General features: G+C 37.4%; 6 protein-coding genes. 1 reads left to right on the forward strand and 5 read right to left on the reverse strand.

Going from position 1 to position 26,019, the window contains the following annotated elements; all coding sequences use genetic code 11:
* Positions 1-70 precede the first annotated feature (70 nt).
* The 5 genes from HZI73_RS18450 to HZI73_RS18470 all read right to left on the reverse strand — a co-directional run bounded on the left by HZI73_RS18450 (position 71) and on the right by HZI73_RS18470 (position 24,325).
* Positions 71-16,063: a non-ribosomal peptide synthetase gene (locus HZI73_RS18450; RefSeq protein WP_212694838.1), complete on the reverse strand. Its 15,993-nt coding sequence runs from the start codon at positions 16,061-16,063 to the stop codon at positions 71-73.
* A 22-nt stretch (positions 16,064-16,085) separates the two neighbouring features.
* Positions 16,086-20,636: a non-ribosomal peptide synthetase gene (locus HZI73_RS18455; protein ID WP_212694839.1), complete on the reverse strand. Its 4,551-nt coding sequence runs from the start codon at positions 20,634-20,636 to the stop codon at positions 16,086-16,088.
* A 478-nt stretch (positions 20,637-21,114) separates the two neighbouring features.
* On the reverse strand, positions 21,115-22,143 hold the full coding sequence (locus tag HZI73_RS18460) for a sensor histidine kinase (protein ID WP_212694840.1): 1,029 nt from the start codon (positions 22,141-22,143) through the stop codon (positions 21,115-21,117).
* On the reverse strand, positions 22,140-22,814 hold the full coding sequence (locus HZI73_RS18465) for a response regulator transcription factor (RefSeq protein WP_212694841.1): 675 nt from the start codon (positions 22,812-22,814) through the stop codon (positions 22,140-22,142). The genes HZI73_RS18460 and HZI73_RS18465 overlap by 4 nt, the downstream gene beginning before the upstream one ends.
* 305 nt (positions 22,815-23,119) lie before the next feature.
* Positions 23,120-24,325 carry a KamA family radical SAM protein gene (locus HZI73_RS18470; protein ID WP_330619586.1) on the reverse strand — a complete coding sequence of 402 codons (1,206 nt, stop codon included), beginning with the start codon at positions 24,323-24,325 and terminating at the stop codon, positions 23,120-23,122.
* 696 nt (positions 24,326-25,021) lie between these two features.
* Between HZI73_RS18470 and HZI73_RS18475 the strand changes: the two genes are divergently transcribed.
* A complete protein-coding gene (locus tag HZI73_RS18475; protein WP_212694843.1) occupies positions 25,022-25,990 on the forward strand; it encodes a radical SAM/SPASM domain-containing protein in 969 nt (322 codons plus the stop codon).
* Positions 25,991-26,019 lie beyond the last annotated feature (29 nt).

Raw genomic sequence — 26,019 nt, forward strand, 5'->3', positions numbered from 1 at the left:
GGAATCTTACTCGGTTTTTTGAATACCTTATATTTTTCTTTAGAGGGGATATGACTACCGATTCATAAGCTTACAATCTACTTATTTCATCTAATATCTCTCTTACGAGCTTACCATTCTGCTTTACATATGACGGATCAGAAAGCATATGTTCATGATTTCCTATGCCTTCAACAACTTGGACAACACCTGTTGTTACCTTTTCCCAGTATCTTTCAGGATCTTCTACGATACTTTCATTTGATTTTAGCATATAGATATTGGCATGTATTGTTCCTTCATTGGTCATGGTTTGAAAATATGCCATGTATTTTTGTGTTTGATCCATTGCCTTTGATACAAAGAAATCCATGGTGGCAGCTGCTTCTTCATGCCCTTCATCACCTTGTATAACATTTAAGAAGGCTTGTTCTAGTTTTTCCTTTTTGAAAGCTGTTATTTCTTCCTTTGCATCAACCTGATGCCTTCTATAGGCATCTATCATAAGTATGTCTGAAACCTTTTTATGCCTCTTTTCTAGTTCCTTTGCTACTTCAAAGGCCACATTTCCCCCTGCTGAATAGCCCATTAGGACATAGGATTCTTCGTCAGATATGCTCATGATGAAGTCCGCGTATTGCTTAATCTTGTCTTCATCCTCAATATAGTCAAAACTATATAATGAATGGGAATCCACATGTTTTGCAAGATGTTTAAAGGCAATAGCGCTTCCAATAATAGGCGGAAATGCAAATACATGTTTTTTTCTTTTTTCATTTAATAAAATACAGTTGTTGTCATTTTTTAAGATAGCATCTCGCTCTAAATGCGTTATGAGCTTACCAATCGCCTTGATTGTGGGAGTTTTAAATATCTCCATGAGTGGTATGTCTACCTTAAAGTGTCGATAGATCCTTGAAATAATCGCTCCTGCCTTTAGCGAGTGTCCCCCAAGTTCGAAGAAGTTATCGTTTATGCCTACTTTATCTACCTTAAGGACTTCCTCCCATATCTTTACAAGTCTTGCTTCTACTTCATTGGTGGGCTCAGTATACGCAGCTCCTGTGTGTATACTGCCATCTGGTTCTGGTAAAGCTTTCCTGTCTATCTTACCATTTGGGGTAAGGGGCATTTCTTCCAGCTCCACATAGCATGACGGTATCATATAATCCAGCAGTTCCTTGGATAGGTGTTTCCTTATTTCTTGTATCTTTAGCTCACCCTTTGGTACGATATAACCGCATAAGTACTTATTACTGCTTTCATCTTCCTTCGCCACTACCGCTGCTTCTTTTATTTCTTTATGTTTCAAAAGCTGAGCTTCAATCTCCCCTAGCTCTATTCTATATCCTCTTATTTTTACCTGTTCATCCACTCTGCCTAGAAATTCTATATTGCCATTAGGCAGCCATCTTGCCAGGTCCCCTGTTTTATACATTCTTTCTCCTGGTATGAATGGGTTGTCTACAAACTTCTCCTTTGTTAGCTCTGGTCTGTTTAGGTATCCCCTTGCTACACCTTCTCCACTTATACACAGTTCTCCTGGCACGCCTATTGGCAGCGCTTTATGCTCTTTATTTAATATGTATACTTTTGTATTGCCTATGGGCTTACCAATGGTTAATTGGGATAATCCCTCATGAACATCAGTATCCCTTATCAATAATTGAATGGCTGTAACGGTTGTTTCCGTTGGTCCATACGCATTATAAAAGTCAACTGTTTTATACCATTTTTTTGCTAAATCTATGGAACATATATCGCCACCTGAAACTACCCGTTTTAAGTTAGAGCTTTTATGGGTTATCATCTTATCCAAAAAGACAGGCACAGAATCTATATGGGTTACGTTGTGATCGGCTATATATGCCTCAAATTTATGGGGATCTAAAATCTTTTCCTTATCAATTAACACTAACGATGCGCCACTAAATAACGTCATAAATGTTTGCTCTACGGAAGGGTCCGAACAGATAGATGAGAATTGTAGTATGTTATCCTGTTCATCTATCTTGAATGCTTCCTTTTGAGAAGTTGTAAGGTTGATAACACTTCTATGTTCTATCATAACACCCTTTGGTTTACCTGTCGAGCCTGATGTATAGATGATATAAGCTAAATCTCCTGGGTTATTCACTGTTTTTATATTACTTACTTCTTCAGTATATATGCTTTCATCTCGTACATCTATTATTTCGCCTTCAAATTTTATGTTATGGATATAGTTACTTTGTGATAGTAATGTTTCTGCATGACTATCTTTCATCATATAGCTTATTCTTTCCATAGGATATTCTGGATCGATTGGCAGATATGCGCCTCCTGCCTTTAGAATACCCATGATACCTACTATCATGTCTATTGAGCGCTCCACCATGATGCCTACTATACCATCAGGCTTTACACCTTTCTTTCTTAGTATCCTTGCTAACTGATTTGCCCTTTGATTTAACTCCATATAGGTCAGCTGCTTATCTTCAAAGACGACCGCTATATTATCAGGGGTCCTTTCGACCTGCTTCTCAAAGAGCTCTTGTATGGTCTTATCCCTTGGGTACTCTGCATATGTATCATTGAAAGTATCTACTAATTTTTCTTTTTCCTCTTTGCTTAAAATATTGATATCTGTTAATGCAATCTCATGATTTTCTACAATACTCTCCAATGCTGACTTCATATGGGAAGCAATTGCTTGTATATGCCTGTCATCATATGTTAATCCGTTGTAGCTAAGTTCCACTTTTATTGTTTTACCTGGTATGATGGTGATGTTAAAATCATAATTCGTCTGCTCAAAGACACTTACACTGTCAAAGTCAACTTCCAGCAACACTTTTTCTCTGTTTTCTTCCTGCATTTGATCCATGGGGTAGTTCTCAAATACCATCAGGTGATCAATGAGCTCACTTTTTAGGTGAGACGTTGATTGTACCTGTGCAAGAGGAATATAGGCATACTTTTCAGAAGCTATGGCACTTTCCTGTACTTTTTGGGTAAGGGCCTTAAATGTCATATCACCCTCAGCTTTTATCCTTATAGGAATTGCATTGATAAAAATGCCAATCATCTCTTCTATTCCCTCTATTTCAGCAGGTCTTGATGATACTATATTTCCAAATACCACATCATCTGTGTTGTTATATTGTTGCAGTAGGATACCCCATATACTTTGCATGACTGTATTTAATGTCACCTTACTCGCTTTCGCAAGGTCTGACAGCTTCTTCGTGATATCTTCTTCTATGATGTACTCCAGTGTACGATGATTGTAATTACCCTTTGCATCCCTTTCCTTTCTAAATGGGATAACGGCCTTATCTTCGTAGGCCTCAAGATACGTCGTCCAATAGGCTTCCCCTTCTTCTTTGTCTTGGCCTTCTAACCATTTTATATAGTCTATAAATGGTGTTGCCTGATGATGCTCTAAGGGCATATTTTTGCACAGCTTATGGTAGTTTTCAAAGCATTCACTGAATATAATGGGCATACACCACCCATCCATGATGATATGATGAAAGCTCCATATCAACCTGTATGTCTCTACATCTTTCTTTATGATGGATAGTCTAAGAAGATGATCCTTTGTCAGGTCAAATCCCCTTTCCCTATCGGTTCTCTCAAAGGCTTCAATGCGGTCTTCCTTTTCTTCCATGTTGCTGTAGTCTTCATAGCTCACCTTTAGTTTTCTTTCCTTGAGTACAACTTGTCTTGGTTCCTCAACCTCCTTATAGACGATTCCTGTTCTGAGTATGTCATATTTTTCAATAAGGGCATTGATGCTTTTCTCCAGAAGTTTCGCTTCCATATGTCCCTTTACATCAAATGCCATCTGCTCTGTATAGGCAAAGGAATCTTTATCCGCTAAAGCATGGAACAGCATGCCCTCCTGCATCGGTGTCAGCCTGTATATTTTTTCTATAGACCTTCCATAGTTCCTTCTTATTCCCTCAAGTTCTTCAAGACTAAGACTTGTATCCCCATAATCCCATGGTGTATGTTCGGTGCTATCCTTTGATACACAGTGCTCAATCACGTCTATCAGGCTCTTTTTATAAAGCTCTGCAAGCTTCTTAATGGTTTCTTCTTTATATTCACTACGGCTATAGGCAAAGCTCATCTGAAGCTTATCCTTCATGACTAATCCATTTATATTCAGCTTATAGCATGCCTCTGAGTCTTCATGATGGGTTTCTCCCGCAGAAATATCTGACATACTGAAGACCTCATTGTCTATATCTCTGCCAAATTGTCCAAGATAGTTAAAGCTTATTTCCGCCTGCTTTTCAAACCCCATGTCTAAGATGGTTTCCCTTGGTGAAAGGTATTTGAGGATATCGTGTCCTACTCCCTTGTTGGGTATTCGCCTCATGCTCTCCTTCACTGTTTTGACCATCCCTGCTATATCCCCTAAACTACACCCTTCCAATAGGATGGGATAACAGGAGGTAAACCAGCCTACGGTCCTTGATAGATCCGTATTGTCCACGATACTTTCCCTGCCGTGTCCCTCCATATTGACCATGACTTTTTTGTTGCCACACCATTCATTTATGGCCATACCAAGACTTGCCACTAGCAGGTCGTTTATTTCTGTATTGTAGCCACTGTTTGCACGCTTTAACAAGTTCTCTGTCTCTTCCTTGGCGAGCTGAATGCTTACGGTATGCACTTCTTCCACTTTCCTAATCTTTACTTCATTATCGACTGGAATTGCTTCTACTTCCTGTTCATATAGGGCTTTCCAGTAGGCCTTTTCTTTTAACAGCTTCCTTTCTCCTGCATAGTTTCCTAGCTTCTTAGACCAATCTTTAAAGGATGCTGTCTTCTCTGGAAGCGCCACTTTTTGTCCCTTTAAGATTTGTTGATAGGCTGCTGCAAAGTCTTCAAATAGGATTCTCCAGGATATCCCATCCACTACCAAATGATGGATAGCTATCAGGAGATGCTCTCCCTCTATAGTCTTAAATAAGCCAAGTTTAACTAAGGGGCCACTGCCTATATCCATGCTCCCTTGTATGTTACTTGCTACCTCTTCTATCTTCTTTTTATAATCACTCTTTTTTTCATAATCATGACTTCTAAGGTCCACTGTTTCAAGAGTATAGAGCTTACCCTCTTCGGCTCCTCTGTTATACTGCATGACTTCATGCTCCTCTACATGGTAGTGCATCCTCAGTGCGTCGTGGTGATTCACTAGTTTATCAAATACTTGTAAGAGTCTCTCCTCACCAAAGCCCTCTTTTCGATAGAGCATGACTGCTTGATTCCAATGGTTCATGCCTGTAAAGCTTTTCTCAAAAAACCATCGCTGTATGGGTGTTAGACTCACTTTACCCTCTACTACGCCTTGATAGGCTTCATTCTTCCCAAGCACTTTAACGGATACTGACATATCTTCTATGGTCGGTTTGCTCATCATATCCTTTATTTCCAGCTTCATGCCGCTTTTGCTAAGCCTTGACGAGATCTGTATTGCCTTGATGGAATCCCCGCCTACCTCAAAGAAGTTATCCTTTATGCCTACTTTTTCAAGTCCAAGTACTTCTTGCCATATGTCTGCCAGTCTTTCCTCTGTTTTATTTCTTGGAGCCACATAGGCTGCACCTGTATTGCTATTGTCATCTGGCTCGGGTAGTGCCTTTCGATCTATCTTTCCGTTGGCTGTAAGGGGCATCTTTTCAAGTTCTACGTAGGTTGACGGAATCATATAGCCTGGCAGCTCTTTTGTCAGGTGCTCCTTTAGCTCCTGTACTTTCCATTCATTTTCTACGACGATATAACCACACAGATACTTATTACTGCTTTCATCTTCTTTTGCTACAATCACTGCTTCCTTTATTTTGTTATGCTGTATAAGCTGAGCTTCTATCTCCCCTAGCTCTATTCGATAGCCCCTAATTTTTACTTGGTGGTCTATTCTGCCTAAGAATTCTATGTTGCCATCAGGCAGCCATCTTGCCAAATCGCCTGTTTTATATAGTCTGTCTCCTGTTATCCATGGACTGTCTACAAATTTCTCCTTGGTTAGCGCTGGTCTATGTAAGTATCCTCTTGCTAGTCCTTCTCCCCCTATACAAAGTTCTCCTGGAATGCCTATTGGCTGAAGCTCTTCTTGTTTGTTTAGGATATATATCCTAGTATTATCAATGGGCTTTCCTATTGGAATATTATGGACATATTCTGTCATCCTATAGCTTGTACTAACGACGGTATTTTCCGTAGGGCCATAATTGTTGTAGACTTGATAAGGACCTTCCTTATAGTCCTTTAGCTTGTCTCCCCCTGTCAGCAGTATTCTTAAGGATTTATTGTCTATTTCTTTAAAGCCTTCATACATCTGAGTAGGTAAGAATCCTATACTGATATGATTTTCCTCAAAGAAATCATTCAACGTATAAATGTCTAACCTGGTTTCCTTATCAATTATGTATAACGATGCGCCTTTCACTAAATATGGGAATATCTCCCATACGGAAGCATCAAAACCAAATCCTGCATACTTTGATGCCCTATCTGATTCTGTTACTGCATAATAGGTATTATGCCAGTGACATAAATTACTTAGTGCCTTATGCTCGATCATGACCCCTTTTGGCTTGCCTGTTGAGCCTGATGTATAGATAATATAGGCTAAGCTTTCTGAGTGATTGACCTTGACTAAGTTTGACGCGTCTCCTTTGTATAAGCTCTTATCATAGATATCTATTATATGACAGTCTGTCTCTATCCCTTTTGCACAATCTCTTCCTGTCAGAAGCAGTTTTACACCGCTGTCCTTTATCATGTATTGGATTCTACTGATAGGATAGTCCGGGTCTATTGGCAAATATGCGCCTCCTGCCTTTAGAATACCCATGATACCGATAATCATCTCGACTGAGGGTTCTACCATGATACCTACTAAGCTTTCAGCCTCTACACCTTTTTCCCTCAGCATCCTTGCCAGGTGATTTGCTCTTTCGTTTAAACTATTATATGTAAGTTTCTCACTGCCATAGACGACGGCTATATTATCAGGTGTTATTTCTACCTGCTCTTCAAACAGCTCTGGTATGGTTTTATCCTTTGGATAATCTACTTTTGTATCATTAAATGTATTTATTAGTTTTTCCTTTTCTTCTTTGCTTAGAATAACAATATCTGTTAATGGCATCTCAGGATTTTCTACAATACTCTCCAATGCTGACTTCATATGGGAAGCGATTGCTTGTATATGTCTGTCATCATAGGTTAATCCATTGTAGCCAAATACTATTGTTATTGCTTTACCTGGCATAATGGTGACGCTAAAATCATAATTCGTCTGCTCAAAGACACTTACACTTTCAAAGTCAACTTCCAACAACCCTTTTTCTCTGTTTTCTTCCTGCATTTGGTCCATGGGATAGTTCTCAAATACCACGAGATGATCAATGAGCTCACTTTTTAGGTGAGACGTTGATTGTACCTGTGCAAGAGGAATATAGGCATACTTTTCAGAAGCTATGGCGCTTTCCTGTACTTTTTTGGTAAGGGCCTTAAATGTCATATCACCCTCAGCTTTTATCCTTACAGGAATTGCATTGATAAAAATACCGATCATCTCTTCTATTCCCTCTATTCCAGCCGGTCTTGATGATACTATATTTCCAAATACCACATCATCTGTGTTGTTATATTGTTGCAGCAGGATACCCCATATACTCTGCATGACCGTATTTAATGTTACCTTACTCTCTTTAGCAAGGTCTGACAGCTTCTTAGTGATATCTTCTTCTATGACATACTCCAGTGTATGATGATGGTAATCCCCCTTTGCATCCCTTTCCTTTCTAAATGGGATAACGGCCTTATCTTCGTAGGCCTCAAGATACTTCGTCCAATAGGCTTCTCCTTCTTCTTTGTCCTGGTCTTCTAACCATTTTATATAGTCTATAAATGGTGTTGCCTGATGATGCTCTAGGGGCATGTTTTTGCACAGCTTATGGTAGTTTTCAAAGCATTCACTGAATATAATGGGCATACACCATCCATCCATGATGATGTGGTGAAAGCTCCATATCAACCGGTATGTCTCAGCCTCTTTCTTTATGATGGACAGTCTAAGTAGGTGGTCCTTTGTCAGGTTAAATCCCCTTTCCCTATCGGTTCTCTCAAATACTTCAATGGACTTTTCTTTTTCTTCCATGTTGCTATAGTCTTCATAGCTCACCTTTAGTTTTCTTTCCTTGAGTACAACTTGCCTTGGTTCCTCAACCTCCTTATAGACGATTCCTGTTCTAAGTATGTCATATTTTTCGATAAGGGCATTGATGCTTTTCTCTAAAAGTTTCACTTCCATATGTCCCTTTACATCAAATGCCATCTGCTCTGTATAGGCAAAGGAATCTTTATCCGCTAAAGCATGGAACAGCATGCCCTCCTGCATCGGTGTCAGCCTGTATATTTTTTCTATAGGCCTTCCATAGTTCCTTCTTATTCCCTCAAGTTCTTCAAGACTAAGACTTGTATCCCCATAATCCCATGGTGTATGTTCTGTGCTATCCTTTGATACACAGTGCTCAATCACGTCTATCAGGCTCTTTTTATAAAGCTCTGCAAGCTTCTTAATGGTTTCTTCTTTATATTCACTACGGCTATAGGCAAAGCTCATCTGAAGCTTATCCTTCATGACTAATCCATTTATATTCAGCTTATAGCATGCCTCTGAGTCTTCATGATTGGTTTCTCCCACAGAAATATCTGACATACTGAAGACCTCATTGTCTATGTCCCTGCCAAATTGTCCAAGATAGTTAAAGCTTATTTCCGCCTGCTTTTCAAACCCCATGTCTAAGATGGTTTCCCTTGGTGAAAGGTATTTGAGGATATCGTGTCCTACGCCCTTGTTGGGTATTCGCCTCATGCTCTCCTTCACTGTTTTGACCGTCTGAGGAATATCCCCTACGCTGCACCCTTCCAGTAGGATGGGATAACAGGATGTAAACCAGCCTACGGTCCTTGATAGATCCGTATTGTCGACGATACTTTCCCTGCCATGTCCCTCCATATTGACCATGACTTTTTTGTTGCCACACCATTCATTTATGGCCATACCAAGACTTGCCACTAACAGGTCATTTATTTCCGTGTTGTAGCCACTGTTAGCACGCTTTAACAGCTTCTCTGTCTCTTCCTTGGAGAGCTGAATACTTACAGTATACACCTCTTTTGTCTTCCTAATCTTTACTGCATTATCGACTGGAATTGCTTCTACTTCCTGTTCATATAGGGCTTTCCAGTATGCCTTTTCCTTTAACAGCTTTCTTTCCCCTGCATAGTTTTCTAGCTTCTTAGACCAATCTTTAAAGGATGCTGTCTTCTCTGGAAGTGCTAGTTCTTCTCCTCTTATGATTTGTTGATACGCTGCTGCAAAGTCTTCAAATAGGATTCTCCAGGATATTCCATCCACCACTAAATGATGAATGGCTATCAGTAGATGCTCTCCTTCTATGGTTTTAAATAAGCCAAGCTTAACTAAGGGGCCACTGCCTATATCCATGCTCCCTTGTATTTTACTTGCTGCCTCTTCTATCTTCTTTTCATAATCAACACAGTTGCTAAAATCCATGGTTTCAAGGGTATAGAGCTTACCTTCCTGGGCTCCTCTGTTATATTGTATAACTTCATGATTCTCTATATTGTATCGCATCCTTAGTGCATCGTGGTGCTTTACGATGTGATTAAATACTTGTAAAAGTCGTTCCTCACCAAATCCCTCTTTTCGATAGAGCATAACTGCTTGATTCCAATGATTCATGCCCGTCAAGCTTTTCTCAAAAAACCATCGCTGTATGGGTGTTAGACTCACTTCACCTTCTACCACGCCTTGATAGGCTTCATTCTTAGCATGCACTTTAACGGATCCTGACATGTCTTCTATGGTCGGTTTACTCATCATATCCTTTATTTCCAGCTTCATGCCACTTTTGCTAAGCCTTGAGGCTATCTGTATTGCCTTAATGGAATCTCCGCCTACCTCAAAGAAGTTATCCTTTATGCCTACTTTTTCAAGACCAAGTACTTCCTGCCATATGTCTGCCAGTCTTTCCTCTGTTTTATTTCTTGGAGCCACATAAGCTGCACCTGTATTGCTATTGCCATCTGGCTCTGGTAGTGCCTTTCGATCTATCTTTTTGTTTGCTGTAAGGGGCATCTTTTCAAGCATGATGTAGATTGACGGTACCATATAGTCCGGCAGTTCCTTTGCTAGGTGTTTCCTTATTTCTTGCACCTTTAGCTCACGCTTCGTTACGATATAGCCGCACAGGTACTTATTGCTGCTTTCATCTTCCTTTGCCACTACCAATGCTTCCTTTATCGCTTTATGCTTTAGCAGTTGAGCTTCTATCTCGCCTAGCTCTATTCTATATCCCCTTATTTTAACCTGATGGTCTATTCTCCCTATAAATTCTACATTTCCATCTGGTAGCCATTTGGCCAAATCTCCTGTTGTATACATTTTTTCTTCAGGCTTATAGGGATTTTTAATAAATTTCTTCAATGTCAGTTCTTTATTATTAACATATCCCCTTGCTAATCCATCTCCAGATATACACAGTTCTCCTACAGTACCTACTGGATTTATTTTATAATCCTTTGACAATATATATATTTCTGTGTTTGAAATTGGCTTCCCTATTGGTATTGTATCCCTATTGTCATCAATCTCATTAATAAAATAATAACTACTAAATACTGTACTTTCTGTTGGTCCATATACATGTATGATTCTATCTTGCCCCATAAATGCCAGTGCCTTTTTAGCATGAGAAACGGATATCCTCTCACCACCAAATAGAACCTTTCTTATGTTTTTGAAGCATTCAATATTGTTATCAATTAATGTATTAAATAATGCTGTTGTAATAAAAAATACACTTACGCCTTTTTCGATGATTGTATGACCAAGTTCATTTATATTGAGCACCTTTTCTTTATGGATTAATATAAGCTTTGCTCCATTTAGCAATGCTCCAAAAATGTCAAAGACTGATCCATCAAATGCATAATTTGACAATTGTAATAAGGTGTCCTCTGGCAAAATATTAATGTAATTTGTATTCTTTACAACTCGATTGACATTATAATGAATGGTTTCATTTCCCTTTGGTTTCCCTGTTGAGCCTGATGTATAGATGATATAAGCTAAATCCTCTGGGTTATTGATCGTTTCCAGATTGGATTTTTCTACACCATATATATCTACATCTTTTATATTTATAATGGTTAAATCTATTTCACTTTGAATCTTCTCTTCACTAGCTGTTAAGACAATGCTTGTTCCACTATCTTCTAACATATAACTTATTCTTTCCCCAGGATAACCAGGGTCTATTGGCAAATATGCGCCTCCTGCTTTTAGAATGCCCATGATGCCTACCATCATTTCTATTGAGCGCTCCACCATGATACCTACTATACAATCAGGCTTTACGCCTTTCTTTCTTAGTATCCTTGCTAGCTGATTTGCCCTTTGATTTAGCTCCATATAGGTCAGCTGCTTATCCTCATAGACGACCGCTATATTATCAGGAGTCCTTTCCACCTGCTCTTCAAATAACTCTTGTATGGTCTTATCCCTTGGATAGTCTACTTTTGTATCATTAAAATCATACAGGACCTGCTCTCTTTCTTGTGGTGACATCATGTCTATTTCTGAAAGCTTTACATCCATATTTTCAGCTATTTTTTTTAATATATTCCTATAGTGCTCTGCAAACCTTTCGATTGTTGCCTTTCTAAATAGCCTTGTACTGTATTCAAGATCAAAGTATACCTTACCATCTCTTTCCTCTCCACTTAATGTCATGTCAAAGTGTGATATGTTGTTTTCCATAGGGTATGGCTTAAAGCTGAGGTCTTGAATCTCTATAGCCATACTTCCTGTATTCTGAAGCACAAACATGGTATCAAATAGTGGGTTTCTACTCATATCTCTTTTTAGGTCAAGTTTCTCCACCAGCTCTTCAAACTGATAATCCTGATTTTCATATGCCTTTAAGGCATTTTCCTTTACTTTTCTAAGAAGTTCTTTAAAGCTCTTGTCTCCCCTTGGCTCATTTCTCATGGCTAAGGTATTGACAAACATGCCTATGATATGCTCCAGGTCTGCATGAGGTCTTCCCGCTATTGGGGAGCCAACCACCATATCTTCTTGTCCTGTGCATTTATAGAGCAGTGTATTGTATGCTGCTAGAAGTACCATGTACATGGTTGTCTCTGTTTCTTTTGCTATTGTCTCCAGTTTTCTTGTTAATTTTTGTCCTATTTCAAAAGCAATTCTATCCCCTTCAAAGCTCTGTACAGATGGTCTAGGATAATCGGTAGGCATGCTAAGCACGGGTACTTCTCCCCTAAATTGATTTATCCAGTATTCCTCCTGCTTCTTCATGTCATCTGATTTTAACAGCTTATTTTGCCACGTGGAATAATCTTTATAGTGTACTTTAAGCTCTGGAAACTTCTTTCCTTCATAAATCTGTGTAAATTCCCTTATGAGTACGTTAATTGATACCCCATCCGATATAATATGATGCATGTCAAAGAGCATTATATGCTTATTTTTTTGTACTTTTAATAAGCCCATCCTTAAAAGAGGTGCCTTTGATAGGTCAAATGCCTTTACAAAACCCTTTATTCTCTCATCTATTTCTGTCTCATTTACTTCTTCATAATCTATTGTAAATTCAGCTTCACTATGTACCATCTGCACCGGCTCGCCATCTACTACCTCAAAAGAGGTCCGAAGGGATTCATGTCTTCTTATAACTTCCTTAAATGCTTCTTCCAGCTTGCCTTTATCAAGGCTTCCCTCTATCTCCATTACGCCTGGCATATTATAGCTTGTCTGTGCTCCTTCAAGCTGATTTAATACATATAGCCTTCTTTGTGCCGATGATAGTTCATAATAGGCTTTCTTCTCCACTGGTTCTATTGAGGCATATAGGCTTTCTTCTGTGCTCTTTATAAATATGGCTAGCTCTTTTACGGTTGGTTTTTTGAACACTTCCCTGAGTGGTACTTCTACATTAAATACTTTATGGATTTTTGATACAAGGGAAGTGGCCTTTAATGAATGCCCGCCTAATTCAAAGAAGTTATCCTTTATGCCTGCTTTTTCAATACCAAGCACATCCTGCCATATCTCTACCAGTCTTTCCTCTGTTTTATTTTCTGGTGCCACATAGGCTACACCTGTATTCATATCGCCATCTGGCTCAGGTAGTACCTTTCTGTCTATCTTTCCGCTTGCTGTAAGGGGCATCTTATCAAGCTCTACGTAGCTTGTCGGTATCATATAGTCTGGTAGCTCCTTAGCTAGGTGCTCTCTTAACACCTGTACCTTCAATGCCTCTTCTACTACGATATAGCCGCACAGGTACTTATTGCCGCTCTCATCTTTCTTTGCCAGCACTACTGCTTCCTTTATTTTTTCATGCTTTATAAGCTGAGCTTCTATCTCTCCCAGTTCTATTCTATATCCCCTTATTTTTACCTGATGGTCTATTCTTCCTAAGAATTCTATGTTGCCATCAGGCAGCCATCTTGCCAGGTCTCCTGTTTTATACATTCTGTCTCCTGGTATGAATGGATTGTCTACAAACTTCTCCTTTGTTAACTCTGGTCTATGTAAGTATCCTCTTGCTACGCCTTCTCCACTTATACACAGTTCTCCTGGCACGCCTATTGGTAGTGCTTTATGCTCCTTATTTAATATATATACTTTTGTATTCCCTATGGGTTTACCAATGGTTAATTGGGATAGTCCTTTATCCATATCCTTTACCAATAATTGAATGGATGTAACGGTTGTTTCTGTAGGACCATACTCATTATAGAAGTCAACGGTTTTATACCACTCATTTGCTAAATTTATGGAACATATATCGCCACCTGAAATCACCCTTTTTAAATTGAAACTTCTATGACTTGTCACCTTATCTAAGAAAGCTGGAACTGCATGTATATGTGTTACCTTCTGCTCATCTATATATGCCTCAAATTTATGGATGTCTAAAATTCTTTCCTTATCAATTAATACGAGAGATGCTCCGCTAAATAACGTGATAAATATTTGCTCTACTGAAGCATCAAAACAAATAGATGAGAATTGTAGTATGTTATCACTTTCATCTATATTGAACACTTTCTTTTGAGAAATGGAAAGGTTGATAACGCCTCTATGTTCTATCATGACGCCTTTAGGCTTTCCAGTGGAGCCCGATGTATAGATGATATAGGCTAAGTTTTCTGAGGTATTTACCTTGACTAAGTTTGAAGCGTCTCCCCTATATAGACTCTTATCATAGACATCTATCTTATGGCAGTCTGTCTCTATCCCTTTCGCAATATCTCTTCCTGTCAGAAGTATGTTGACACCGCTATCCTTTATCATGTATTGGATTCTACTGTTAGGATAGTCCGGATCTATTGGCAGATATGCGCCTCCTGCCTTTAAAATACCTATTATACTTATTATCATCTCTACTGAACGCTCAACCATGATGCCTACTAAGCTTTCAGCCTTTACGCCCTTTTCCCTCAGCATTCTTGCCAGTTGATTTGTTCTTTCATTTAGCTCTTTATATGTAAGCTTCTCACTGCCGTATACGACTGCTATGTTATCAGGTGTCCTTTCTACCTGTTCTTCAAAGAGCTCTGGTATGGTCTTATCCCTTGGGTACTCTGCATATGTATCATTAAATGTATCTACTAATTTTTCTTTTTCTTCTTTGCTTAAAATATTGATATCTGTTAATGCAATCTCAGGATTTTCTACAACACTCTCTAATGCTGACTTCATATGGGAAGCGATTGCTTGTATATTTTCTGCATTGTATTTTAATCCATTGTAGCTGAATACCACTTTTATTGTTTTATCTGGTATGATGGTGATGTTAAAATCATAATTCGTCTGCTCAAAGACACTTATACTGTCAAAGTCAACTCCCAGCAACCCTTTTTCCCTGTTTTCCTCCTGCATTTGGTCCATGGGATAGTTCTCAAATACCAGTAGATGATCGATGAGCTCATTTTTTAGGTGAGACGTTGATTGTACCTGTGCAAGAGGAATATAGGCATACTTTTCAGAAGCTATGGCGCTTTCCTGTACTTTTTGGGTAAGGGCTTTAAATGTCATATCACCCTCAGCTTTTATCCTTATTGGAATTGCATTGATAAAAATACCGATCATCTCTTCTATTCCCTCTATTTCAGCAGGTCTTGATGATACTATATTTCCAAATACCACATCATCCGTGTTGTTATACCTTTGCAGTAGGATACCCCATATACTTTGCATGACCGTATTTAATGTCACCTTGCTCGCTTTAGCAAAGTCTGACAGCTTCTTGGTGATGTTTTCTTCTATGACGTACTCCAGGGTACAATGATTGTAATTACCCTTTGGGTCCCTTTCCTTTATAAATGGGATAACGGCCTTATCCTCGTAAGCCTCAAGATACGTTGTCCAATAGGCTTCTCCTTCTTCTTTGTCCTGGTCTTCTAACCATTTTATATAGTCTATAAATGGTGTTGCCTGATGATGCTCTAAAGACATATGCTTGCACAGCTTATGGTAGTTTTCAAAGCATTCACTAAATATAATGGGCATACACCACCCATCCATGATGATGTGGTGAAAGCTCCATATAAACCTGTACGTCTCTGTATCTTTCTTTATGATGGACAATCTAAGAAGATGATCCTTTGTCAGGTCAAATCCCCTTTCCCTATCGCTTCTCTCAAATGCTTCAATGTGCTTTTGCTTATCTTCCATGTTGCTATAATCTTCATAGCTCACCTTTAACTTTCTTTCTTTTAGTACAACTTGTCTTGGTTCCTTAACCCCTTTATGTACGATTCCCGTTCTGAGTATGTCATGTTTTTCCACAACTGCGTTAATACTCTTATGTACAAGCTCAATATTCACATCTCCCTTTACATCAAAAGCTATCTGCTCTGTATAGGCAAGGGAATCTTTATCCGCTAGGGCATGGAACAGCATGCCCTCCTGCATAGGCGTCAGTCTATATATTCTTTCTATTATCTTTTGTTTTTTCATTTTCTTCACCTCATTTATAAGATTAATCACTATAGATATCCATTATATCTCCAAGTTCTTCAAGACTAAGATTTGCATCACCATAATCCCATGGTGTATGTTCTGTGCTATCCATTGATACACAGTGCTCGATCACGTCTATCAGGCTCTTTTTATAGAGTTTGGCAAGCTTCTTAATGGTCTCTTCTTTATATTCGTTATGGCTATAGGCAAAGCTCATCTGAAGCTTATCCTTCATGACTAATCCGTTTATATTCAGCTTATAGCATGCCTCTGAGTCTGGATGATTGGTTTCTCCTACGGAAATCTCTGACATACTGAAGACCTCATTGTCTACATCTCTGCCAAATTGTCCAAGATAGTTAAAGCTTATTTCCGCCTGCTTTTCAAACCCCATGTCTAAGATGGTTTCCCTTGGTGAAAGGTATTTGAGGATATCGTGTCCTACGCCCTTGTTGGGTATTCGCCTCATGCTCTCCTTCACTGTTTTGACCATCCCTGCTATATCCCCTAAACTACACCCTTCCAATAGGATGGGATAACAGGAGGTAAACCAGCCTACAGTCCTTGATAGATCCGTATTGTCGACGATACTTTCCCTGCCGTGTCCCTCCATATTGACCATGACTTTTTTGTTGCCACACCATTCATTTATGGCCATACCAAGACTTGCCACTAGCAGGTCATTTATTTCTGTATTGTAGCCACTGTTTGCACGCTTTAACAGCTTCTCTGTCTCTTCCTTGGAGAGGTGAATGCTTAAGGTATAGACTTCTTTCACTTTCCTAATCTTTACTTCATGATCCACTGGAATTGCCTCTACTTCCTGTTCATAGAGGGCTTTCCAGTAGGCCTTTTCCTTCAACAGCTTCCTTTCCCCTGCATAGTTTCCTAGCTTCTTGGACCAATCTTTATAGGATGCTGTCTTCTCTGGAAGTGCTGGTTCTTCTCCGCTTATGATTTGTTGATAGGCTGTTGCAAAGTCTTCAAATAGGATTCTCCAAGATATCCCATCCACCACTAAATGATGGATGGCTATCAGGAGATGCTCTCCTTCTATGGTTTTAAATAAGCCAAGCTTAACTAAGGGGCCACTTTGGATATCCATGCTCCCTTGTATGGTGCTTGCTGCCTCTTCCATCTTCTTTTCATAATCTTGACAGTTTCTAAAATCCATGGTTTCAAGGGTATAGAGCTTACCTTCCCCTGTTCCTCTGTTATACTGCATGACTTCATGCTCCCCTACATGATAACGCATCCTCAGTGCATCGTGATGATTCACTAGTTTATCAAATACTTGTAAGAGTCTCTCCTCACCAAAGCCCTCTTTTCGATAGAGCATGACTGCCTGATTCCAATGGTTCATGCCCGTAAAGCTTTTCTCAAAAAACCATCGCTGTATGGGTGTCAGACTCACTTTACCCTCTACTACGCCTTGATAGGCTTCATTCTTAGCATGCACTTTAACGAATCCTGACATATCTTCTATGGTCGGTTTGCTCATCATATCCTTTATTTCCAGCTTCATGCCGCTTTTGCTAAGCCTTGACGAGATCTGTATTGCCTTAATGGAATCTCCGCCTACCTCAAAGAAGTTATCCTTTATACCTACTTTTTCAAGTCCAAGTACTTCTTGCCATATGTCTGCCAGTCTTTCCTCTGTTTTATTTCTTGGTGCCATATAGGCTGCACCTGTATTGCTATTGTCATCTGGCTCGGGTAGTGCCTTTCGATCTATCTTTCCGTTGGCTGTAAGGGACATCTTTTCAAGCTCTACGTAGGTTGACGGAATCATATAGTCTGGCAGCTCTTTTGCGAGGTACTCCTTTATTTCTTGTACCTTTAGCTCCTGTACTTTCCATTCATGGTCTACGACGATGTAGCCGCACAGATACTTATTACTGCTTTCATCTTCTTTTGCCACTACCACTGCTTCTTTTATTTTGTCATGCTGTATAAGCTGAGCTTCTATCTCCCCTAGCTCTATTCGATAGCCCCTTATTTTTACCTGATGGTCTATTCTGCCTAAGAATTCTATGTTGCCATCAGGCAGCCATCTTGCCAGGTCGCCTGTTTTATATAGTCTTTCTCCTGCTATCCATGGATTGTCTACAAATTTTTCCTTGGTTAGCGCTGGTCTATGTAAGTATCCTCTCGCTAATCCTTCTCCACCTATACAAAGTTCTCCTGGAATGCCTATTGGCTGAAGCTCATCTCTTTTGTTTAGGATATATATCCTGGTATTATCAATGGGCTTTCCTATTGGAATATTATGGACATATTCTGTCATCCTATAGCTTGTACTAACGACTGTATTTTCCGTAGGGCCATAATTGTTGTAGACTTGATAAGGACCTTCTTTATAGTCCTTTAGCTTGTCTCCCCCTGTCAGCAGTATTCTTAAGGATTTATTGTCTATTTCTTTAAAGCCTTCATACATCTGAGTAGGTAAGAATCCTATACTGATATGATTTTCCTCAAAGAAATCATTTAGTTTTTGAATGTCCAGTCTGGTTTCCTTATCAACTATGTATAACGATGCACCTACCACTAAATAAGGGAATATCTCCCATACAGAAGCATCAAAACCAAATCCTGCATATTTTGATGCCCTATCTGCTTCCGTTACTGCATAATAGGTATTATGCCATTGACATAAATTACTTAGTGCCCTATGCTCGATCATAACCCCTTTAGGTTTTCCCGTTGAGCCTGATGTATATATGACATAGGCTAAGCTTTCTGAGATATTTACTTTGACTAGGTTTGAAGCGTCTCCCCTGTATAAGCTCTTATCATAGATATCTATTATATGGCAGTCTGTCTTTATCCCTTTTGCAATATCTCTACCTGTCAGAAGCAGTTTTACACCGCTGTCCTTTATTATGTATTGGATTCTACTGATAGGATAGTCCGGGTCTATTGGCAGATATGCACCTCCTGCCTTTAGAATACCCATGATACCGATAATCATCTCGACTGAGGGTTCTACCATAATCCCTACTAAGCTTTCAGCCTTTACACCCTTTTCCCTTAGCATTCTTGCCAGCTGATTTGCTTTTTTGTTTAAACTTTTATATGTAAGTTTCTCTTTACCGTATACGACTGCTATGTTATCAGGTGTTCTTTCAACCTGTTCTTCAAAGAGCTCTTGTATGGTTTTATCCCTTGGGTAATCTGCTTTTGTATCATTAAATCCATAGAGTATCTGCTCCTTTTCTTCCTGGTGTATATAGCCTATGTTTAATACATTTTGTGAATACTTTTCTAAAACTTCATCTACCATATACCTTATATGCTTTACCACATGCTCAATTGGAAATGTGCTGTTAAAAACCTCAAGCTCATAGTCAATATCGATCATGACATCTTCATCTTCTGTAAACTCTTTTATGGAAACTGTTAAAGCGTTTTTCTTACTTTGGTTGCCCAAGGCAATCCTTTTGGTTGGATAATCACAAAACCTGCCTGTATGCTCTTCCTTCTGATAGGATAATACGATTTCAAAAAAATTATCATTTTGATTATTTCTGTTTGGAGCTTCATTTATTATTTGACCCAGATGAAGATTTTTATGTCGATAGCATGTACCCAAATCCTTTTTTATGGTATGCATTAACTCAATAAAATTTATATCTTTTTTTAAACATATTTTCAATGGAATAACATTTACAAATAGACCGACTGTGGATTTAAACTTCTTGTTTTTTCGATTTAATACAGGTACACCTATCATAATCTCATTTTTAGAATATACTTTTGAAAAGTATATGGCGAGTATGGCTAGGAAGAAATGAAATACAGAACATTCATTTTTCTTGCATAGTTCAATGAACTTATTATAAAGAGAACGCTCTATAACCATTGCTTCTCTTGAACTTGTCGTTATGTTTTCGCCTTCATTATACGTACTCCGTTTCCTCGTAATAAAGGGCTTGGGTAGTTCTTTAAGCTTTTCCTTCCAGAACAATCTATTGTTTTCATATCTATTCCCTTTTATATATTCCTGGTCTTCTAATATGAAATCCTTATAGGAATATATGTCTTGTTGATGCTCAACACCTTTTATTAAGTCGTTGTATATTGATTTTATCCTCTTTACTAAAAGGGCAAAACCCCAGCCATCCATAATCAAGTGATGGCATTTGATAAACCAATAAAACAATGCTTCATCTGCCTTAATTAAACACATCTGAAATAGGATATTTTCATTCATTATAAATGACTTAGTCATTTCATTATTCATCCAGTTTTTACTATATGCTATGGGATTTGATTGATTAGAGAAATCGTGGAATGCAACATGATAATTTAATTCTGATAAAAATCTTTGAAAGGGTTGTCCGTGCTTTTCATATACGATTATACGTAAAGCATCGTTTTGAGCAATTAAACCATTACTAGCCTGACCAAAAATATGAACATCCATTTTCCCCTTTATTTCTACATAACCACCAATATTATATAATGGTCTATTAGGGTATAATTGCTGATCAATCCAAATATCTCTTTGATAAGATGTCAGTGGATATTCATTTGATCCATTTTTAGAATGACTTCTGCTTAAATACATATATTGTTCCTCCTAGGTCTTCTGTCAAGATATCAGATAAATTAAATTTAATAAATTCCAGCCTTAATTATTCGATATTTGTGGTTTTGTATTAAAATATCGGATAATTTAAATTTAACAAATTTTATCCACACTTATTATGCGATATTTGTGGTTTTCTGTCAAGAAAAAAGAATGTTAAATATAAAATAATTCACCTTATTTACTTAAACAGTAGAATTGATTCCAAAATATATGAGGATTGCCCATTACAATGGCTATGATATTAGTTGTATTATAAAACGTATCGATATATTCAAATACAAGATTGAGTGTATGCTTAAGATGTTTGAATACCTTTAATTATGCATGTTAGAATATCATTAAATGACTTAATGCATAGAAAAAAACACTATATTTCTTAAATATAAGAGCCATAGTGCTTCTAGAATTAATATAAGCAAAATAAAACAAAGTATAAAATTTTTAATAAATTCGTTTATTTCATAAAATATTCGCCAACCTTGGATATATAAATAGTAACCTCTGTGTAAACACCAAGTTCTGACTGAATGTCAACCTTATGGCCAAGCTTCTTAGCCAGCTTACGTGCTAAATACAAGCCCATGCCAGTGGATTGCTCAAATTGTCTTCCATTATAGCCTGTAAAACCTTTTTCAAAAACGCGACGAAGGTCTTCGGGTTTAATACCTACCCCATTGTCTTTTATCATAAGGCGATATTCTTTATAATCTTCATAGGATGATATTTCAATTTTTCTCTGTTCCTTATTGGCATATTTCAATGCATTTGAAATAACTTGTTCTAGTATGAAACCAAACCATTTTCTATCCGTGTGTATCGCAATGTTCTCATCAATGGATACAGCTAATACAACTTTCTTCGTAATAAAGGTTTTGGCAAATCTTTTTATAGCACCGCTAACCAGTTGATTTAAGCGATATTCACTAATGATATAATCTTTGGCAAAACTAACACTTCTTGAATAATATAAAGTCTGTTCAATGTATCTTTCAATCTTATCCATTTCGTTTTCTATTTGAAGAAGTGTATTGGCATTGTGCTTACCATCATCACTTTCTATGAGCAAACGCGTAGCTGCTATGGGAATTTTTACGGCATGTACCCATGATGTTATAAAATCATAATACTCTTCATTCTGCTCCTCTAAAACCTGTTTGGTATCCTCCATCATTTTGTGAAATTCATTGAATAAGCTAAAAAATACCTTTTGGATATGTGCATCCATGTCTTCAAGGTCAAAAGGTTCAAAGTGCTGATGATCAAGCTTTAGCTTTAATTGCTTATAGAGGGTGTTATATTTTCTGTAATCATAAGCCAAATAAATCATGAGTATAAAAATAGATAATGCATCCATATAAATGACATTGCTGCTGTTGACGATCTGGTGTTCGTCTAATAGGAGGACCAGATTAATCATCCCAATATTAATTAAGTAAAAAATAATAAGCCCCATACGGTCTTTTACATATTTTAAGACATTCATTCAATCATATACCCCTGTCCTTTTTTGGTTGTTATAAATTGGCTTAGACCTTTTCCATCTAATTTTTTTCGTAAGCGATTTATATTCACCGTCAATGTGTTATCATCTACAAAACTCTCATGTTCCCATAGATTCCGCATAATCTTATCTCTAGATACAATGCTGTCTTTATGACGCATGAGTACATAGAGTATACGGTATTCGTTCTTAGTCAATTCTATTCTTTCGTCCTCATAGATTAATGTACCATCATCCAGATTAAGAACAGCACCTTTATGTTCCATAAGATTAGCCGTATTACTGGTATACGAATAGGTGCGTCTAATAAGAGCACTAATCTTGGCTAATAAAATGTCCATGGAATATGGTTTTGTAACGTAATCATCTGCCCCCATATTAATAGCCATTAATATGTCCATATTGGTATCCTTTGACGAAATAAAGATAATCGGAACTTTAGATTCCTTGCGGATTTTGCTACACCAATAATAGCCATCATATAATGGCAAGACGATATCCATTAATACCAAGTCAGGCTTAAAATTAACATATTCAGTAAACACATCTGTAAAATCCTCAACGATTTTTGTTTCATATCCCCACTTCTGTAAGTTATCGGATATAATCGTTGCGATGGTTGCATCATCTTCTATAATAAAAATTTTAAACATCTCCATAATCCTTTCTTACCTTATGGCATAAATTGTAACGTTACATCATGCCATGATTTCCCATGGCATAAATATAGCATTAAAATGGATTGGATTCAAGGATTTGTTCCTATGCTTATAAGTATATAACGTTCACACCCTTTCAATTTTCAATTTTTACGCCATATGCTTCTTTAGTCCAAAGCGACTGCGTCGCCTCTTACGAAGTTTGTTTCCTTAAGAAAATATCCTTGTGCATAGGAACAAGCATCTTATAAACAAAAAAAAGAACCTTACTCCCTTGTAGGAACAAAGTTCTTCTAATCTTAACCTATTTTCTTTAAATCTTCATTATCTAATGTAAAGTCATCATCAAGCCACCCCTGCTTTTCCGTTACTTTCACACTAAATATAGTCCCCATATCCGATTGTTTAGGCGCTTGATGATATTTAAATAAAATCCTCTTATCAAACTCACCAAGTATCTCAATCTTGCCTGTTTTATGAGACATAACAAATTTAAAACGTTTAGCATGACCACTAAGGTACTTTTTAGCTTCTTCCACAACCTTAACACCTTTCACAAAAGGTAATTGGAAGCTATGTTTCACACCTTTTACTGGTCGACATTGGAATAAATAATAAGGATTGACACCATGTTTTACCAAGTCTTTCATTAACTGAGCTAAAACTTCTGGTTCATCGTTAACACCTTTTAAAAGAACAGTTTGATTGTTAACGATAATACCTGCATCTTTTAACGTTTGAATACCTGCTGCGGCTTTTGTGGTTAACTCTCTTGGATGATTAAATTGCGTGACAACATAGATTTGCTTCTTTTTGGAGTACGTCTTCAAGGCCTTTACCAACCGCTCATCTTGAATAATACGATCAGGTAATACGACAGGTAAACGGGTACCAAATCGTATATAATTCAAATGGTCAACCTGTGAAAATTTCTCCATAAACACTTCTAGAATCTCCGTTGGTAAGAAAAAGGCATCCCCACCTGTAATGAGAACATTGTTGATTTCTTTGTGGGCTTTAATATACGATAAAGCATTTTCTAAGTTACTTAAGACTTCTTGATTACTAAGGCCAACTAACCGTTTTCTAAAGCAATGGCGGCAGTACATGGCACAAGAATTAGTAGCTAGTAGAAGTGCTGTTGTTCTATACTTGTGCTGTAACCCTTGCATCTTGGTGTTTTCCGATTCCCCACTTGTATCAAATGCCCCTTCTTCACTCTTCTCCCCAAAAGAAGGGATTTGCATCTTCCTAATTGGATCGTTAGCATCATCTTGATTAATTAATGATAAGTAATATTTTGTTGTACAAAAAGGATGTTTAATGGTAATATCTTCAAACATCATTTGCTCTTCGTCCGTCATTGGCATATATGCCTTTAATTCCTCTCCAGTTGTTATTAATTGTTGTTTCCAATCCATGGCATTCTCCTCCTTCAATAATTTATATGGTTTAGCCTCATGAATTAAAAGGCTTTTTGACAATTGCGGTGTACATATACTCAATTTTTGGGTTTAATGAATAAAGCCAAATCTATTTCAATAAATGGCACTGTAAGCTTGATTTTAACAACGACAAAATAAGACTCCTAATAGAAACCAGTGTCTTACAATTCTGTAAATTATTGTGTCGTATTTTAGAACCTAATAGATGATAACTCTTTTATCATTTTCTACTCAAAACATTCAACTTGAAAATAAGATTTAAACTTATTTTTATTGAGATATGTATGAAGGTAATAATCGATTTCTTTAACACACGCACATTTCATGATTATAAAAATAACACGTGAAACACCTATGTCTTAATCTCTATTACCTCACTAGAAAAATAATAATACTAATAATAAATCAATAGAGTTCGGCACGAAGCCAAACTTAGATAATATATACAAAAATGACTTGTAAAAATATCACTACATATAGTATAACACATTTTAAGTAAAAATCAAAATTTTTTTAGACATGCGTTCTCTTGAAAGTTGACTATTGAATGCTTTCAGCTGATTGTAAATAATTTACTTTTTTAAAGCACCATTATCTGTTTCTATGACAACATCATGTTCTTTTCAAAAACTTCTGAATATAAATGTTGTATTTCAGTTATGGACAAATCTAATCGTGATGGTGTTGACAAATACATGAAACTGTATTATAGTGTTAATACAGTAATATTAAAATCATAAAAAGGAGATTTTATAGATGTTAGTTAACCCCTATAATACCGTTTTAGGTAAGCTAAAATCTTATTTAGAACGAAAACATCCAACCCTATTGGAATCATATATCTTGCCAACAGGCATTGTACTTTTTGACCGTTTATTTAAGTCTTTAAGTAAAAAACAAGCAAAAAACTATTTATCATCGCAACCTTTTCCTGTTTTTCAAACCATTGAGATTGAAACCATTAATCGTTGTAACGGTTCTTGCACTTTTTGTCCTATTAACCACCATATTGATCCCCGCCCTTACAAAAAGATGGATGAAGATCTGTTTAAATCCATTATTAACCAACTGGTTGAGCTGAATTATAAAGGAAGCATTGGCCTGTATTCTAATAACGAACCGCTCCTTGATAAACGCTTATTAGAATTTCTTAAATTCACGCGGGAAAAACTACCCAATGCCACACTCTATCTCTTCACTAATGGTACTTTATTAACGCTTGATTATTTTAAGAAATTGATGCTATATTTGGACTGGATGACCATTGACAACTACAGTGATACTTTCGAACTTCATGAAGGTGTTCGTCAGGTATATGACTATATTAAGACTCAATCCTATCAAGATAAAGTACATATTTATTATAGAAAAGAGAATGAAATTCTTCTTAATCGAGGTGGAGAGGCTAAGAATCGAACAACTAAAAAAAATACTTTAAAATCTGCATGCATGTACCCTTTTGAACAAGTCGTCGTTCGCCCTGATGGTAAACTAAGCTTATGTTGTAATGATGCCACAGGCAGTGTTACCATGGGCGATCTCTGTGAACATCGTCTAATAGATATATGGTATGGTAAAGTATACGATACGGTCAGACAGAATATGCTCACTGATCGCAATAAAAACAAATTGTGTCATGCTTGTGATGTGGTTACACCTAAAATCCCTGCTGGCACTGCGTTTAAATTCAAAAATATTGTGAGTTGGTTGAAGGGTGATGCATAAAAAAAGCCACAGAAACACGTGTTTCTATG

The sequence above is a fragment of the Vallitalea pronyensis genome (assembly GCF_018141445.1).
Lineage (GTDB): Bacteria > Bacillota > Clostridia > Lachnospirales > Vallitaleaceae > Vallitalea > Vallitalea pronyensis.

Bases quoted from the DNA above. Each gene is read 5' to 3' on its own strand.
- HZI73_RS18450 (WP_212694838.1), bottom strand. From the start codon at position 16,063: ATGAAAAAACAAAAGATAATAGAAAGAATATATAGACTGACGCCTATG.
- HZI73_RS18455 (WP_212694839.1), bottom strand. From the start codon at position 20,636: ATGTATTTAAGCAGAAGTCATTCTAAAAATGGATCAAATGAATATCCA.
- HZI73_RS18460 (WP_212694840.1), bottom strand. From the start codon at position 22,143: ATGAATGTCTTAAAATATGTAAAAGACCGTATGGGGCTTATTATTTTT.
- HZI73_RS18465 (WP_212694841.1), bottom strand. From the start codon at position 22,814: ATGTTTAAAATTTTTATTATAGAAGATGATGCAACCATCGCAACGATT.
- HZI73_RS18475 (WP_212694843.1), top strand. From the start codon at position 25,022: ATGTTAGTTAACCCCTATAATACCGTTTTAGGTAAGCTAAAATCTTAT.